Below are 14,190 nucleotides of genomic sequence, written 5' to 3' on the forward strand. Positions count from 1 at the left end.
AAAAAGCAGTCGTTACACCAGAGGGTTAGCGATTTGCGTGTTTCATAATACGTGCTTTGTCTAACTTCCATTCGCGATCTTTGATGTCATCGCGCTTGTCGTGCTCTTTTTTACCTTTAGCCACGCCGATTTTTAGCTTGGCCCAGGCATTTTTCCAGTACATAGACAGCGCAACCACAGTATAGCCTTCGCGATTTACGCGGCCATACAGCGAATCCAGCTCGCGCTGTTTCAGCAGCAGCTTACGGCTGCGGGTTGGGTCACAGACCACGTGCGAAGATGCCACGCTCAGGGCCTGGAATGTTGAGCCAAACAGATAAGCCTCTCCATCGCGCAGCAGAATATAGCTGTCGCTGATGTTGGCCTTGCCGGCGCGGAGTGATTTGACTTCCCATCCTTGTAACGAAAGTCCTGCCTCGAACTCTTCCTCAATGGAATATTCATGGCGGGCACGTTTGTTCATGGCAATGGTAGCGGAACCGGGTTTATTTGCTTTTTTCTTTGTCATAGTGCGGCTTAGTCTACATCAAGCAGTGAATAATGGCATCCCCTGACCAAAACCAGTCGAGGAAATACGCTATTTTAGCACGCCATTGGCGGTAGAGAATTTTTGTTTGATGGCCGGGAATGATATTATTTACATGTTTTGAGATTAACAGGAATCGTTATGGCCCAGATTAGCCGTTCAGCACTTGTGCCCTATAGCGCTGAGCAGATGTACCAGTTAGTGAATGATGTCGATGCGTATCCCGAGTTTCTTCCGGGCTGCACCGGCAGCCGCGTGCTGGAGTCCGGTGATCATCAGATGACGGCAGCGGTTGATGTCTCTAAAGCCGGCATCAGTAAGACCTTTGTTACCCGCAATACGCTGACGGATAATCAGAGCATTAATATGCAGCTGGTTGATGGGCCATTTCGCAAGTTAACCGGTGGCTGGCGCTTCACCTCACTCAGCGAAGATGCCTGCAAGGTTGAACTCAACCTCGAGTTTGAATTCACCAATATGCTGGTTGAGCTGGCTTTTGGTCGTGTGTTTAAAGAGCTGGCCAGCAGTATGGTGCAAGCCTTTACCCTGCGGGCGAAAGAGGTTTATCGTGCCTGATATCGCGGTTGAGGTAGTGTACGCATTGCCCGAAAAACAGTATCAGCTTGCGGTAAAACTGGCTGAAGGTAGCACGGTGGAGCAGGCAATTCAGGCTTCAGGCGTCCTTGAGCTGCGTCGCGATATTGATCTTAGCGAAAACAAAGTCGGCATTTTTAGCCGGCCCGTTAAGCTGGGCGATGAGGTACAGGATGGCGATCGCATTGAGATTTATCGTCCATTGATCGCCGATCCGAAAGAGCTACGGCGCCAGCGAGCGGAAAGAGCAGCAAAAAAATAAAGGCGCCGGTTGAGCGCCTTTTTTTTTACTCGCCGCTGACAATCAGTTTTCGGGAGTGGTCAGCTTAGGTTTGTTATCAATGTTGGCCAGCGTACCGTTGCTGTCAAAAGTCAGCGTCAGGGTTTGCTGCTTCACCGGCTCATGGCCCGGCTGTTCACGGAACACGTAATACCAGGTATTGCTGCCAAACGGATCGCGCATCATCGGGGTACCCAGCGTGTAAGCAACTTGCTGTTGCGTCATGCCGGTATGAATTTTTGATACATCATTAGCAACCAGGTAATTGCCCTGGTTGATGTCTGGACGGTAAACCACTCGCTCCAGAGTGGAACAGCCAGCGGTCATCATCAGAAGTACCACTGCAGCAGCAGTCAGCGTTTTACAGCGCATTAATTGATTCCTTATTGGGGCTCGACGCCTTGCATGAGGCGACTTCACCCGGGTCACTAAGCCTTTTTAAGCTCTGGTTTCGCACATCGATAAGATGCCGATGATAATAAACCTTACCGCAGTTTGAAACCTTTACAGAGCAAGCTTATGACCACAGGAATAAAAAAAAGTGCTGGGTCATGCCGCTAAAAGCTCTTTAGCGTTCGCCAGGGTGTTGCGTGTAACCTCGCTTCCACCCAGTAAACGCGCCAGTTCTTGCAGGCGGGCACGCTTATCCAGCGCCTGCATATGCGTTTCTGTCACTGCGCCATCCGTTTCTTTACTGACAAAGAAGTGATGGTGGCCGCAACCGGCTACCTGCGGCAAATGCGTCACACACATTACCTGAGTCGATTCGCCAAGCTGACGCAGCATCTTGCCCACAACCGCAGCGGTAGGTCCACTGATTCCGACATCCACCTCATCAAAAATCAATGCCGGCGTATCCATTTTTTGCGCGGTAATTACCTGAATCGCCAGCGCAATACGGGAAAGTTCACCGCCAGACGCCACTTTCGCCAGAGGCTGCAATGGCTGCCCGGGGTTAGTGCTGACGCGAAAATCGATGCGGTCGGCGCCATCGGCGGTCAGTTGTTCGGCGTTAAACTGAACATCAATCGCCAGTTTACCGTGCGGCATAGACAGGGCATGCATACTTTCAGTAATCAGCTGACTGAGTTCGCTGGCGTAATGCGCACGGCGCTGATGCAGCTGCTGCGCGGTTTCCAGTGCCGCCTGGTGATGTAAGGCTACTGCGCCGGAGAGTTCTTCCTGATCGCTCTCCTGCTGCGATAACTGCTGCTGTTCTGCCAGCAACTGCTGATGGAAGACCGGCAGCTCCTCAGGCGTCACATGGTGTTTACGCGCCAGGTTAATCTGACGTGATAAGCGCTGTTCCAGTTCATACAGCCGGTTAGGATCGAGATCCAGACGGTCACAGTAATGGCGCAGTTCATCGCTGGCTTCACTGATCTGAATCGCGGCCTCTTCCAGCATAGTAAATACGCCGCTCAGTTTGTCATCCATGCTGATTAATTCACCCATCATCTGACGGGCGTTATACAGCTGACTTTGCAGATTGCTGTCATCGCCGTCGGCGAGTAACTGAAGGGTTTGCTGGCTGATGGACAACAGCTGCCCGCTGTTGGCTAGGCGCTTATACTCTTCGTCGATATTTTCATACTCACCGGCTACTGGCGCAAACTCATTCAGCTCTTTCAGCTGATATTGCAGCAGTTCGCGACGTGCTTCGCGTTCCTGTGCCAGTTGCTGGTGACGTGCAAGCTCGCGGCAGCTCTGATGCCAGAGGCGATAACGTGCCGCCATGGCTTGCGTCAGCAGGCTTTCATCGGCGTAAGCATCCAGCAGATGTTTCTGATAATCGGGTTTTAACAGCAGCTGATGAGCGTGCTGACCGTGAATCTGAATCAGCATCTGACCAAGATCACGCAGCTGAGAGAGCGGCACAGAGGTGCCATTGATAAAGCCACGCGAGCGACCATCACTGCTGATTACCCGGCGCAGCAAGCATTCACTGCCTTCATCCAGCTGGTTTTCTTCCAGCCAGCGCTGCGCCGATGGCGTGTCTTTCAGTGAGAAGCGCGCACAGATATCTGCTCGCGCCGCTTGCTGGCGCACCATATCTGCTTCAGCACGACCGCCGAGGCAGAGGCCGAGGGCATCGATAGCAATCGATTTACCCGCGCCGGTCTCGCCGGTGATCGCCGTCATGCCACGTTGAAAATCAATCTCCAGCTCACGAACGATAGCAAAGTTACTGATGGTCAGTTGTGCCAGCATAATTATTTTCCTGTATACAAACACAGATATGGGTTTTCATACAGTATAAACTGGTTTTATATACAGTAAAGTGGCTGGGGACGATTTTTAAAACAATTTTTTCGACCAGCCAAGCTTTGAGCTAAGGGTATTGAAATAATTGTAGTTTTTAGGATGAATCAAGTTGAGCCGATAATCGCTGCGGCGGATCAGCACATCGTCACCTTCCTGAATGGGCAGTGCAATCTGGCTATCACAGCTAATTTCCAGGTCGTTGCGCATATGGGAAAAACGCAGGCGAATAGTGCTGCTGCTGTTAATCACCAGCGGCCGGGCCGACAGCGTGTGCGGAAACATCGGCACCAGCGCGATAGCATCCAGTGACGGGGTCAGAATCGGCCCGCCTGCCGACAGCGAATACGCGGTTGAGCCGGTTGGCGTTGAGATAATCAGGCCGTCTGAGCGCTGAGAGAAGGCAAAGTTTTCATCAATATAAACTTCAAATTCAATCATATGCGCTACTTTACCCGGATGCAGCACCACTTCATTGATGGCAGTACCAATGCGCGGAGCATTATCTTTTCTGCATACCTGTGCTTCCAGCAGAAAGCGGCTTTCAACGATATACTGGCCTTCCAGTACATCGGCGAGCTGCTGTTGGGCGTTATCCGGATCGAGATCGGTCAGAAATCCTAAGTTACCCCGGTTAATACCGATCACTTTGATGTCGTAACGCGCCAGTACCCGTGCGGCGCCCAGCATATTACCGTCGCCGCCAACCACCACGGCCAGATCGGCGCGTTGGCCAATTTCCGCCAGCGTGCCGGTTTCCACATTTTCCAGCGCCAGTTCACGGGCAATCTGCTGCTCGATTATCACTTCATAGCCTTTTGCCGTTAGCCAGCGATAGAGCATTTCATGCGTCGTCAGAGCGGTTGGATGGCGTGGATGGCCGACAATTCCAATGCAGTTGAAATGATTGTTCATTATGCTGGTATTCCTCTGGGGGATATTCTGCCCCGACAATGTGACTGGCTTCCCTTGAAACCGCGATTCTGATCCCCATAATAAGCGAACCAGCGAGATGAATGTGCAAAACGCGGAGAAATTCATGAGTAGTAAAGAACAGAACACACCAAACGAGCAAGTCTCAGATGAGATTGAGATGGAACAAATGAAAAATCAGGCGGATACAGCAAACGAGGTGGACCCGCGTGATGAGCGTATCGCTCAGCTTGAAGCTGAACTGGCGATTTCTCAGGGCGGCGTGCGTGAAGCACAGCTGCGTGCGCAGGCAGAAATTGAGAATATTCGTCGTCGCACCGAGCTGGACGTCGAGAAAGCGCACAAATTTGCACTGGAAAAATTTGCTAACGAATTACTGCCGGTAATCGATAGTCTTGAGCGTGCGCTGGAGCTGGCGGATAAAGCCAACCCTGAGCTGGCTGCGATGATCGAAGGTATCGAACTGACGCTGAAGTCACTGCTTGATGCGGTGCGTAAATACGGCGTTGAAGTGGTTGGCGATATCAATGTGCCGTTCAACCCGGAAGTTCACCAGGCGATGTCAATGATGGAGTCTGAAGATGTGGCACCTAATCACGTACTGATGGTGATGCAGCGTGGTTACACGCTTAATGGCCGTCTGTTACGTCCGGCGATGGTTGCCGTCGCGAAAGCCAAATCCTGAATGCTTTAGTGGCTGATGCTGTCGGCCATGATGATTTAACGAAAAAGCACCGATATCGGTGCTTTTTTTTATGCCGGCAGATAAGGCGTCCAGTCGATTGGGGTTTCACCCCGCTGGCTTAGATAAGCATTAGTTTTCGAGAAGTGGCCGCAACCCAGAAAACCGCGATGTGCCGACAGTGGCGAAGGGTGAGGAGCCTGCAACACGTGATGGCGCTGACGATCGATAATGCTGCCTTTTTTCTGCGCGTGTGAACCCCACAGCAAAAACACCACGCCTTCACGATGCTGATTAATGGCCGCAATTACGTTATCCGTGAAGGTTTCCCAGCCAAAGCGTGCATGGGAGTGCGCCTTGCCACCTTCAACGGTCAGCACGGTGTTCAGCAACATCACACCTTGTGTTGCCCAGCTTTCCAGAAAGCCGTGAGTGGGGCGCTCAAAACCTTCGATATCAGTCACCAGCTCTTTGTACATATTGACCAGCGAGGGCGGAACCGCCACGCCAGGCAGTACTGAGAAGGCTAAACCGTGCGCCTGGTTCGGCCCGTGATAGGGATCCTGGCCCAGAATGACCACTTTAATTGCGCCCAGTTCCGTCAGGCGAAACGCATTAAACACATCTTTTTGCGGTGGATAGATGGTTTTGCCCGCCGCCCGCTCGTTGGCTACTGCGCTAAGCGTTTCGATGAAATAGGGCTTTTGCTTTTCTTCTGCCAGCACATCGTGCCAGGTTAATGCGTTGACCATAACATTCTCCCTTAGGGCCTGTTTGAACAGGCTGACTCCAGTTTGATGGCGTAGTTTAACGTTTATCGACAGCAGGCAAAAATTTAAAAATTAGTTGAAATTTACAAAAATAATCATAAATCGCTATGGGCTGAATAGTGATGTAAATCATAAAGTTGACTAAAACAGCCGCTGAAGTTCGGCCTATAGATTGATTTATATCAAGGCTGCATGGCGGCGCAGTTGATATAAACCTTAGTAATGTCAATTTAATCAAACCGTCGCTGGCCGCGATGCCAGCGCTGAAACGCCTGGGAGGCACGACATGATTACTGGAATTCAAATCACTAAAGCTAACGACAGTGCACTGCTGAACTCTTTCTGGTTGCTGGATGATGAAAAAGCACAGGCGCGCTGCGTGTGCGCGAAAGCAGGCTACAGCGAAGATCAACTGGTTTCGCTGAGCGATCTTGGCCAGATTGAGTATCGCGAAGTTCCGCTGGAAGTTAAGCCGGAAGTACGCGTGGAAGGTGGGCAACATCTGAACGTTAACGTGCTGCGCCGTGAGACGCTGGAAGACGCGGTTAAGCATCCGGAAAACTATCCGCAGCTGACCATTCGTGTTTCTGGCTATGCGGTGCGTTTTAACTCGCTGACCCCTGAGCAGCAGCGTGACGTGATTGCGCGTACTTTTACCGAAAGCTTGTAACAGTAACAACAGAAAAAGGAGCCTTCTGGCTCCTTTTTTATTGTGTAGTACAAACTGTCATCAGTCTGCTGGCAGGTTTATATGTTATAAATCATTATGATATAAGTAAGTATATCCTGCGTATCATCCTGTGAATTAGATTTATCCCTGCCGGGGCCTCTACAGGCTTGCAATACCCTTAATTCAGTACGTATCGATAAAGAAAAACCGCCTTATAAGGCGGTTTATTTGTTAAGCGGTGCGATTATTCGGCATTATCAGTTTTGACTTCGCTGCTTGGTTTGCGGCGCTTTCCGATATTTTTAGTATCACGGTGACGATTCTTAACGCGCGGTTTCGTCTCTTCGCTGGCTTTTTTCTCTTTACGCTTCTCTAATACTTTTTTCGATGGCTTGCCTTTCAGCTTCTCACTTGGCACACGCGTGGTCGGGCGCAGCTCATCAATGGTACGAGATTTCAGCGGCTCATCGATATAGCGGGCAATTTTGCCCAGCAACAGGTGATCGTGGGCTTCAACCAGCGACAGCGCCGTGCCTTTCTTACCGGCGCGGCCGGTACGGCCAATACGGTGCAGATAGGTATCGGCAGTGCGCGGCATATCAAAGTTAAATACGTGACTGATGTTATCAATATCAATCCCGCGCGCGGCGATGTCGGTGGCAACCAGCACGTTCACCCGGCCTTCGCTCAGACGCTTAAAGGCTTCGTTGCGCTTCGCCTGAACCATCTCGCCTTCAAGATAGCTGGTATTGATACCTGCTTCACGCAGCCAGCCGCACAGTTCATGCACGCGGTCGCGTTTACGCACGAAGACAATAGAGCGCGTCACTTCCGGTTGCTTCAGCAGATGAATCAGCAGCGCGGTTTTATGTTTAATGTCGTCGGCGCGATAGTACCATTGCAGGATTTTTTTGCGTTCGCGCCGCGCCGGATCGGCTTCTACTTCTACCGGCTCATTCAGAATACGTTTGGCGAACTCCGTGACCGCTTCGCTTTCCAGCGTGGCTGAAAACAGCATGGTCTGTTTGCGCCAGCGGGTCTCGGCCGCGATGGTTTCGATATCCTGCGCGAAGCCCATGTCCAGCATGCGGTCAGCTTCATCGAGGATCAGCGTTTCAACCGCGCGACAATCAAAATTCTCTTCTTTAATGTATTGCAGCAGGCGTCCGGTGGTGGCGACCACCACATCCTGGTTTTCGCTGAACACTTCCGCGTGGTTCATAAACGCCACGCCGCCCGTGATGGTAGCAATATCCAGATGGGTATTTTTTGCCAGTTCACGTGCCTGTTCGGCAACCTGCATCGCCAGTTCGCGCGTTGGCGTCAGCACCAGAATACGCGGCGGGCCGGATTTTTTACGCGGAAAGTCGAGCAGATGCTGCAATGCCGGTAGCAAGAAGGCAGCCGTTTTTCCGGTGCCGGTTGGCGCCGAACCTAAAACATCACGGCCCTCCAGCGCGGGCGGAATTGCTGCTGCCTGGATCGCGGTTGGGCGAGTGAAGCCTTTTTCCTGCAGGGCACCCAGCAGGCTTTCATCAAGTTCGAGTTCGGAAAAAGTGGTTACAGTCATGTTCTACCTCAGTTTGGGGCGCTGATTATAGACAGATTGAACACGATCTTCATCTGTTTGTGTTCAGTTGATGACTTTTCTCAAGCCTTATATTGTCCTATGCTAGCGCCGTTTCCACTTCAGGTCAGTGTTATGTCTCAACAAAAGGCTACTTTGCGCGCCAACGGTTTTACTTTTAAACAATTTTTTGTCGCTCACGATCGTTGTGCAATGAAAGTCGGCACTGACGGCGTTTTACTGGGAGCCTGGGCACCGGTAGCCGGTGTGAAGCGGGTACTGGATATTGGCTGCGGCAGTGGCCTGATTGCGCTGATGCTGGCGCAGCGCACCGGACAAAGCGTGAAGGTGGATGGCGTCGAGCTGGATGCGGAAGCAGCATCGCAGGCGCAGGAAAACTGCGCGGCTTCGCCGTGGGCCGCGCGGCTGTCCATTTATCAGCAGGATATCAGCCAGTGGGCCAGTCAGTGTCAGTGGCGCTATTCCCTGATCGTCAGCAATCCGCCTTATTTTGCGGCAGGATCGGCCTGTGCGTCACCCGAGCGGGCCGCCGCGCGCTATACCGATACGCTTGATCACCCGACTTTATTAAGTTGCGCCGAGTCGTTAATCGACGAGGACGGCTTTTTTTGCGTGGTGCTGCCAGCGGATGTCGGCAACCGCTTTGTAGAAATGGCCTGCGAGCGCGGCTGGTTTTTACGCTATCGCACCGATATCGCGGATAATGAAACCCGGCCGCCGAATCGGGTCATGCTGGCATTGTCGCCGAAGTCGGGTGAACAATTTTACGACAGCATGGTGATTCGTGGGCCAGACCAGCTCTATTCAGAAGCGCATTGCAGTCTGACCCGGGATTTTTACCTGTTCAGATAGCCTCAGGTTGTAATATGGTCGGTAGCGCTTGCGCCAGCTGGTTGGGGTAGTCGAGGGTGAAATGCAGGCCCCGGCTCTCTTTGCGCGCCATTGCGCAGCGCACCATCAGCTCTGCCACCTGTACCAGATTACGCAGTTCCAGCAGATTGTTGGAAATGCGGAAATTGGCGTAATACTCGTCGATTTCCTGTTGCAGGGTGGTAATGCGGCGCAGCGCTCGCTCCAGCCGTTTGCTGGTGCGGACAATGCCCACATAGTCCCACATAAACAGCCGTAGCTCATGCCAGTTATGCTGAATCACTACCCGTTCGTCAGAATCATCCACCCGACTTTCATCCCATGCCGGTAATTCGTTTACCGTTGCGATTTGCGGCAGGCGTTGCATGATATCTTCTGCCGCTGACCAGCCGTACACCAGACACTCCAGCAGCGAGTTGGATGCCATGCGATTTGCGCCATGCAGGCCGGTGTAACTCACTTCACCAATGGCATACAGCCCGTCGACATCGGTGCGGCCATGTTGGTCGACCATTACGCCGCCACAGGTATAGTGGGCGGCAGGGACGATGGGAATCGGCTGGCTGGTCAGGTCAAAGCCCAGCGTCAGCAGTTTTTCATAGATGGTCGGGAAGTGGGCGCGGACAAAATCGGCCGGCTGGTGGCTGATGTCAAGATACATACAGTCAGCGCCGAGGCGTTTCATTTCATGATCGATGGCACGCGCGACGATATCACGCGGCGCCAGTTCCCCACGGGGATCAAAATCCGGCATAAAACGCGTACCGTCCGGGCGTTTTAGCCAGGCGCCTTCGCCACGCAGCGCTTCGGTCAGCAAAAAGTTGCGTGCCTGCGGATGGAACAGGCAGGTAGGGTGGAACTGATTAAACTCAAGATTGGCGACCCGACAGCCGGCACGCCAGGCCATGGCGATTCCGTCTCCGGAGGCGACGTCCGGGTTGGTCGTGTACTGATACACCTTGGCGGCGCCGCCGGTCGCCAGCACCACTGAACCGGCGCGCAGGGTTTCCACTTTTTCGCGATTACGGTTCCAGATATAAGCACCGACGACCCGGCGCGGACCGGCGATGCCGATTTTATCTGAGACGATCAGATCGACCGCATTGCTGCGTTCGATAATATGAATATTCGGGTGACTGAGTGCCTGGCTGACCAACGTGGTTTCGACCGCTCTGCCGGTGGCGTCGGCGCTGTGCAGAATGCGGCGATGACTGTGGCCGCCTTCACGCGTCAGATGATAGTGCTGCTCGCCATTGGCGCGGGTTTCGGTATCGAAGGCGACGCCATTGTCGATCAGCCACTGTACGCAGTGGCGCGCATTAGTGGCGATAAACGACACCGCCTCGCGGTCGCACAGGCCATCGCCGGCAATCAGCGTATCTTCGATATGCGATTCAATGCTGTCGGCTTCGTCGAACACGGCGGCAATGCCGCCCTGCGCATACAGCGTTGAGCCTTCGTTCACCGGCCCTTTACTCAGCACGGTAACCTGATGCTTCGCGGCCAGCCGTAATGCCAGTGACAGCCCGGCGGCGCCGCTGCCTATAATCAATACGTCACAGCTGTAGTCGGTCGAATGGGTCATGGTGTTTAATTTACTAAACAGGTTGTTTGCTGAGCATAACACTCAATTTCAGCAGGAAAAAAGTCTTTTTTCTGAGCTTTCGACGCGTGCTGCTGATGAGCTTGCTATTCTGAGGTTTGTGATTCGTCGCTTTTACCTCAGCTTTAGCCGTGCTCTGTTTATTATTGCGAACTTTAGCGAATAAACGGCTTTTAGAGATGAAAAGCGCGGCTTCATGCGTTACTCTGCGGGCGTCCGTCGGGATTCATATCAGGTTGAGATGTGAAAGGAATGGTGGTGGCATACACTTCATGAGAAAGCAAAATAACCATCCGAAGTGTTAAAAAACCCGGCGGTACGACTAATATGATGGTGTAAATGAACTTACGACAGAATGGTTACTCTAAGCGAGTGCTTGCTCAGAAAGTTGAGTCATTGCTGGTATTTCAGTTACGCGTGGAGACAAATTTGGGGAGACATTACCTCGGATGAGCGAGCAGTTAACGGATCAGGTTCTCGTCGAGCGAGTGCAGAATGGAGATCAGAAGTCATTCAATTTACTGGTTGTTCGTTACCAGCATAAAGTGGCAAGCCTGGTTTCGCGCTACGTTCCATCGGGCGATGTGCCTGATGTGGTGCAAGAATCATTCATCAAAGCGTATCGCGCACTGGAGTCATTCCGTGGCGATAGCGCATTTTATACCTGGCTGTACCGCATCGCGGTGAATACAGCGAAGAACTATTTGGTTGCTCAGGGGCGTCGTCCGCCATCCAGTGACGTGGATGCCATCGATGCTGAAAACTTCGAAAGTGCAGGTGCGTTGAAAGAAATTTCGAACCCTGAGAACTTAATGTTGTCTGAAGAATTGAAACAGATAGTTTTTCGTACCATTGAGTCACTCCCTGAAGACCTGCGTATGGCGATAACGCTACGTGAGTTGGATGGCCTGAGCTATGAAGAGATAGCGGCTATAATGGATTGTCCGGTGGGTACGGTACGTTCACGCATCTTTCGTGCGCGTGAAGCTATCGATAATAAAGTTCAACCGCTTATCCAACGTTAGCGATAACGGACACAGGAAGGTACTAAGGCATGCAGAAAGAAAAACTTTCCGCTTTAATGGACGGTGAGGCTTTGGATAACGAAGTTTTATCCGCATTGTCTAAAGACGCCACACTGCAACAAAGCTGGGAAAGCTATCATCTTATCCGCGACACTTTGCGTGGCGATGTCGGAGAGGTTGTGCATTTTGATATTGCAGCACGCGTTGCTGCGGCCATCGAAAATGAGCCTGTTCGTAAAGTCACTACACTGATTCCGGAAGTGCAGCCCAAGCCTGAACGCTGGGAAAAAATGCCATTCTGGGCCAAAGTGCGTCCGTGGGCCGCGCAAATCACTCAGGTGGGGGTTGCGGCATGTGTCTCACTGGCGGTAATCGTCGGTGTGCAGCACTATAATCAACCACAGCAGGATGGTAGCCAGCAATCTGAATCTCCGGTATTCAATACTTTACCGATGATGGGGAAAGCCTCTCCGGTGAGCCTTGGCGTGCCGGCCGACAATGCGAATGCCTCTAATGCGCCTCAGCAGGTGCAGGAACAGCGTCGTCGGGTCAATGCGTTGTTGCAGGATTATGAATTGCAACGCCGTTTGCACTCAGAGCAGCTGCAGTTTGAACAGAACACGCCACAGCAAGCGGCTGTTCAGGTTCCAGGAAATCAGTCTTTAGGAATTCAACAGCAGTAATGAAGCAATTCTGGTGTGCCGTCAGCCTTATGGCTGGTAGCCTGTTGTATTCATCTGTCGCCCCGGCACAAACCACGTCCGGGGCGCTATTACAGCAGATGGAGCAGGCTAGTCAGTCTCTCAATTACGAACTTGCCTATATCAACGTCTCCAGACTGGGGATCGAATCGCTACGTTATCGCCATGCGGTTATCGACGACAAAGTCTTTGCACAGCTGTTGCAGATGGACGGACCGCGTCGTGAAATCATTCAGCGTGGTAACGATATTAGCTATTTCGAACCCGGCCTTGAGCCTTTCACCCTGGCAGGGTCGCATATTATTGATTCGTTGCCGTCAGTGGTTAATGCCGATTTCCAGAAATTAACTGACAGCTATGACTTTATCGCCGTCGGCCGTACGCGTATTGCCGATCAGATGTGTGAAGTGATTCGTATCGTGGCACGCGATGGCACGCGCTACAGCTATATTGTCTGGATGGACAGCGAAACTAAGCTGCCATTGCGCGTTGACTTACTGGATCGTGACGGTGAGACACTGGAACAGTATCGCGTGGTGAGCTTTGCGGTTGATGAAGGTGTGCGTAACCTGATGCAGGGGCTGGAAAAAGCCAGCCTGCCGCCATCGCTTTCGGTTCCTGCGATGGAAAAGGTAACGCTGAACTGGAAACCAGACTGGTTGCCGGGCGGTATGAAGCAGATTTCCCAGAGTCGCCGTACGATTCCCTCGCTGAATAAACCCGTTGAATCACGGCTTTACTCTGATGGTCTGTTTAGTTTCTCGATTAATATCAGCCCGGCCGATAAAAGCAGTTCTGCGCAGCTATTGCGCACAGGACGTCGTACGGTGCAGACTGTAGTGCGCGATAATGCTGAAATTACCGTGGTCGGTGAGCTTCCGCCATCAACCACTAAACGCATTGCTGACAGTATTGATTTTGGAACCAAACGATGATGAGAGAATGGGCCACGGTGGTTTCGTGGCAAGACGGAATCGCTACGCTACATTCCGAGATTAAAACCTCATGTAACAGTTGCTCAGCGCGTAAGGGCTGTGGCAGCCATATGCTAAATAAACTTGGGCCGAAAAATGCCCATGTGATGCATATTGCCAGCGAAAAGCCGCTGCAAGCCGGGCAGCGTATCGAGCTGGGTATCAAAGAGAGCAGCCTGCTGGGATCGGCACTGCTGGTGTATATGACGCCATTACTGGGGTTATTTGTGTTGGCCGGTGTGTTTCAGAGTCTGTTCCACAGCGATCTGGCGGCGGCGGTTGGCGCATTGCTGGGGGGGATCGGTGGTTTTATCGTAGCGAAAGGAATTTCCAGCCGTTTTGGTGACCGTGAAGCCTTCCAGCCGGTTATTTTAAGCGTTTCTTTACCGCCTGATATTCTGCGCGTTGAGAGTGAGGTTTAGCTGGCCGAAGCCGCTGTAGCGGCGGCCAGTTATCGATTACAGCCCGCAATTTCCCCCCTAATCCTGCTAAAAATTCCTCAACTTGCTTTTTCTTACGTTTATCGCTTGCTGACGATGATTCCACGACTCTGATATGTAGTGTAGAATGCAGCCTTTCGGACAAAAGTCCGCCTGTGAAATGATACTCTCCAGGATTTCCCGTCGCGAGAGTTCCAGAATTTGTAAGGCAGAAAAGTCTCCATAATGAAGCACATACGAAATTTCTCCATCATCGCTCACATCGATAATTA

At 52.1% G+C, this 14,190-nt stretch carries 16 protein-coding genes; 9 read left to right on the plus strand and 7 right to left on the minus strand.

Features of this window, described 5'->3' with window-relative positions:
- Positions 1-25: 25 nt before the first annotated feature.
- A complete protein-coding gene (gene smpB / locus ACP3TC_RS04700) occupies positions 26-508 on the minus strand; it encodes an SsrA-binding protein SmpB (RefSeq protein WP_313853241.1) in 483 nt (160 codons plus the stop codon).
- Positions 509-667: 159 nt separating this feature from the next.
- Between smpB and ACP3TC_RS04705 the strand changes: the two genes are divergently transcribed.
- On the plus strand, positions 668-1,102 hold the full coding sequence (locus ACP3TC_RS04705) for a type II toxin-antitoxin system RatA family toxin (RefSeq protein WP_313853240.1): 435 nt from the start codon (positions 668-670) through the stop codon (positions 1,100-1,102).
- On the plus strand, positions 1,095-1,382 hold the full coding sequence (locus tag ACP3TC_RS04710; RefSeq protein ID WP_426817627.1) for an RnfH family protein: 288 nt from the start codon (positions 1,095-1,097) through the stop codon (positions 1,380-1,382). Before ACP3TC_RS04705 ends, ACP3TC_RS04710 begins: the two co-directional genes overlap by 8 nt.
- A gap of 42 nt (positions 1,383-1,424) precedes the next feature.
- On the opposite strand, the gene bamE is transcribed toward ACP3TC_RS04710, so the two are convergent.
- The 3 genes from bamE to nadK form a co-directional block, all read right to left on the minus strand.
- Positions 1,425-1,772 carry an outer membrane protein assembly factor BamE gene (gene bamE, locus ACP3TC_RS04715; protein ID WP_313853238.1) on the minus strand — a complete coding sequence of 116 codons (348 nt, stop codon included), beginning with the start codon at positions 1,770-1,772 and terminating at the stop codon, positions 1,425-1,427.
- Between the two features lie 177 nt (positions 1,773-1,949).
- Positions 1,950-3,611, minus strand: a complete 1,662-nt coding sequence (gene recN / locus ACP3TC_RS04720; RefSeq protein WP_426817628.1) for a DNA repair protein RecN — start codon at positions 3,609-3,611, stop codon at positions 1,950-1,952.
- An 87-nt stretch (positions 3,612-3,698) separates the two neighbouring features.
- Entirely contained in the window at positions 3,699-4,577 is an 879-nt protein-coding gene (nadK, locus tag ACP3TC_RS04725) for an NAD(+) kinase (RefSeq protein WP_313853236.1), read from the minus strand.
- A gap of 124 nt (positions 4,578-4,701) precedes the next feature.
- Here nadK and grpE point away from each other — a divergent pair, with 124 nt between their 5' ends.
- Positions 4,702-5,280 (plus strand): nucleotide exchange factor GrpE, encoded by a 579-nt coding sequence (grpE, locus tag ACP3TC_RS04730; RefSeq protein WP_313853235.1) that lies wholly within the window; start codon positions 4,702-4,704, stop codon positions 5,278-5,280.
- Positions 5,281-5,348: 68 nt separating this feature from the next.
- Here the strand turns inward: grpE and ung are convergent, their stop codons facing one another.
- On the minus strand, positions 5,349-6,029 hold the full coding sequence (ung, locus tag ACP3TC_RS04735) for a uracil-DNA glycosylase (protein WP_426817629.1): 681 nt from the start codon (positions 6,027-6,029) through the stop codon (positions 5,349-5,351).
- 304 nt (positions 6,030-6,333) lie between these two features.
- On the opposite strand from ung, the gene grcA reads away from it, so the two are divergent.
- On the plus strand, positions 6,334-6,717 hold the full coding sequence (gene grcA / locus ACP3TC_RS04740; RefSeq protein ID WP_426817630.1) for an autonomous glycyl radical cofactor GrcA: 384 nt from the start codon (positions 6,334-6,336) through the stop codon (positions 6,715-6,717).
- A 244-nt stretch (positions 6,718-6,961) separates the two neighbouring features.
- On the opposite strand, the gene srmB is transcribed toward grcA, so the two are convergent.
- A complete protein-coding gene (gene srmB, locus ACP3TC_RS04745) occupies positions 6,962-8,287 on the minus strand; it encodes an ATP-dependent RNA helicase SrmB (RefSeq protein WP_313853231.1) in 1,326 nt (441 codons plus the stop codon).
- Between the two features lie 132 nt (positions 8,288-8,419).
- Here srmB and trmN point away from each other — a divergent pair, with 132 nt between their 5' ends.
- The gene (gene trmN / locus ACP3TC_RS04750) at positions 8,420-9,157 is read left to right on the plus strand and encodes a tRNA(1)(Val) (adenine(37)-N(6))-methyltransferase TrmN (RefSeq protein ID WP_426817631.1); all 738 of its coding nucleotides are present in this window, start codon (positions 8,420-8,422) and stop codon (positions 9,155-9,157) included.
- On the opposite strand, the gene nadB is transcribed toward trmN, so the two are convergent.
- On the minus strand, positions 9,150-10,760 hold the full coding sequence (gene nadB, locus ACP3TC_RS04755) for an L-aspartate oxidase (protein ID WP_313853228.1): 1,611 nt from the start codon (positions 10,758-10,760) through the stop codon (positions 9,150-9,152). The two genes, trmN and nadB, sit on opposite strands and share 8 nt — an antisense overlap.
- A 467-nt stretch (positions 10,761-11,227) precedes the next feature.
- Here nadB and rpoE point away from each other — a divergent pair, with 467 nt between their 5' ends.
- Genes rpoE through rseC form a run of 4 tightly spaced genes read left to right on the plus strand, consistent with a single transcriptional unit; the run spans position 11,228 to position 13,900 of the window.
- Entirely contained in the window at positions 11,228-11,803 is a 576-nt protein-coding gene (rpoE, locus tag ACP3TC_RS04760; protein ID WP_052901323.1) for an RNA polymerase sigma factor RpoE, read from the plus strand.
- A 29-nt stretch (positions 11,804-11,832) separates the two neighbouring features.
- Entirely contained in the window at positions 11,833-12,486 is a 654-nt protein-coding gene (gene rseA / locus ACP3TC_RS04765; protein ID WP_313853227.1) for an anti-sigma-E factor RseA, read from the plus strand.
- Positions 12,486-13,439, plus strand: a complete 954-nt coding sequence (rseB, locus tag ACP3TC_RS04770; RefSeq protein ID WP_426817632.1) for a sigma-E factor regulatory protein RseB — start codon at positions 12,486-12,488, stop codon at positions 13,437-13,439. Before rseA ends, rseB begins: the two co-directional genes overlap by 1 nt.
- Positions 13,436-13,900, plus strand: a complete 465-nt coding sequence (rseC, locus tag ACP3TC_RS04775) for a SoxR-reducing system protein RseC (protein WP_313853224.1) — start codon at positions 13,436-13,438, stop codon at positions 13,898-13,900. The genes rseB and rseC overlap by 4 nt, the downstream gene beginning before the upstream one ends.
- The last annotated feature ends 290 nt before the right edge of the window (positions 13,901-14,190 follow it).

It is taken from the genome of Winslowiella sp. 2C04, assembly GCF_050037805.1.
GTDB classification, from domain to species: Bacteria; Pseudomonadota; Gammaproteobacteria; order Enterobacterales; family Enterobacteriaceae; genus Erwinia; species Erwinia toletana_A.